The organism is Spiroplasma endosymbiont of Megaselia nigra, assembly GCF_003987485.1.
Lineage (GTDB): Bacteria > Bacillota_I > Bacilli_A > Mycoplasmatales > Mycoplasmataceae > Spiroplasma.
The window spans coordinates 1-1534 of record NZ_RCOO01000233.1; the positions used below are offsets into that span (position 1 = coordinate 1).

General features: G+C 22.6%; 2 protein-coding genes. Both read right to left on the minus strand.

The window, feature by feature from the left end; translation table 4 throughout:
• On the minus strand, nucleotides 1-306 hold a 306-nt coding region (locus D9R21_RS06390), incomplete at its 3' end, for a hypothetical protein (protein ID WP_148108872.1).
• A gap of 15 nt (nucleotides 307-321) precedes the next feature.
• Nucleotides 322-1534: hypothetical protein (locus D9R21_RS06395; RefSeq protein WP_206609250.1), on the minus strand; the 1213-nt coding region annotated here is incomplete at its 5' end.

The window sequence follows — 1534 nt, forward strand, 5'->3', positions numbered from 1 at the left end:
AAATATACCTTGAATTCCGTGTGTAAATAAAGGTGTTAGTAAAATAGCAATTCCATTACCTCAATATTGACCATAATTATATCAATTAATATTATCTTTTATTGCATTAATCATTCCATATTCTAATCAACCATTAAGTAATAAAAATAATATTGTATAAAAACCAACAACTCAACTACGAATTTTATATTTTCTTTCTCATTCTCTAATATCTTTATGAGTTCAATTATAAGTCGGAATAGGGTTTTTTTTAAATCAATTTCAAGGTAATGCACCTTTTAATCAAGTCGTTTTATCTTGTTTCATTAATTAAACTCCTTTCTAACTTACTTTTTTTCTTTCAATACTTAATGTTTGCATTTCATATTTAATACCATTTTGATTTAATAAATTAATAACAGCATTTTCATAACCTTTTCTTAAACTAATAGATATTGTAAAAATAAGTAAACCTGAAAATTGAAAGGTATTTCCAATTACTACATCATAATTTTTATCAAAGTTTTTTTCACTAAAAATTAATGAACTTTTATAAATAGTTTTATTTTCTTTTAAATATCCTAATTCAACTTTATATTTATATATTCTATTAGGAGTAATTGGTAAAATATAATGAGTATCATTAGGTTTAAAATCACTAGTATTAAAAACTTCTCAATCATTACTAGTATCAATAGATATATCACCACTACCTAATAATGAATTACTATTAATAGTTTTAATGTTTGTTCCACCTATTAATTTATCTTGTTTTAAATCAAGTATTCTGTTTATACCTTCTATTGCTGCATTAAATCCAGATATAAATAAATCTAGTTTTTTTGATGTTTTTACAATATATTTACCATTTTCTTTATCAATATAATTTTTATCTAAATCACTATCTTTAATAACATCTGATGGAATTTCACCACTTTGTTTTGCCTTTCAAATATTATTTTCATAATAGATAGTATCATTATCAAATGGAACAATCAGTTTGATATATTCGTTATAATCAATTTTAGAAAAATCATTAATAGTTGGATAAGTTATATTAATTGAATTATCTGTTTGGAATCTTTCTTTTAATCAAAATAATAATGTTGGATAAAAAGTTTTTTTACTAATATGTTTATATTCTTCTTCTCATGAATGAGCATAATTATCTAAACTATAATTATAAGGTCTAGATACTGTTTTACTAGATATAATATCAATTATTTCACCTGCTAATTTTAAAGCATTTTTAACATCACGAGTAATATTTTCATTTGCCTCAGGATCATTAGTTTGTGAATAAGCAACACCACCCTGTGAAAATGATGCACTACCAGTTAAATCATTAACTCCTTTTGGTAAATATCAATTAATAACTGCTAATAAACAAGCAGATTGAATATAACTTAATCATTTAGCATACTCAATTAACCCAGTATTATCTTTTTTTACTCAGGGAAATAAATCTTTTTTATTAATTTTATCGGAAATTGTCCCACCTGATAATATATCCATTCATAAACTAGTTTTTAAAATAGCATTATAAATTAAATTA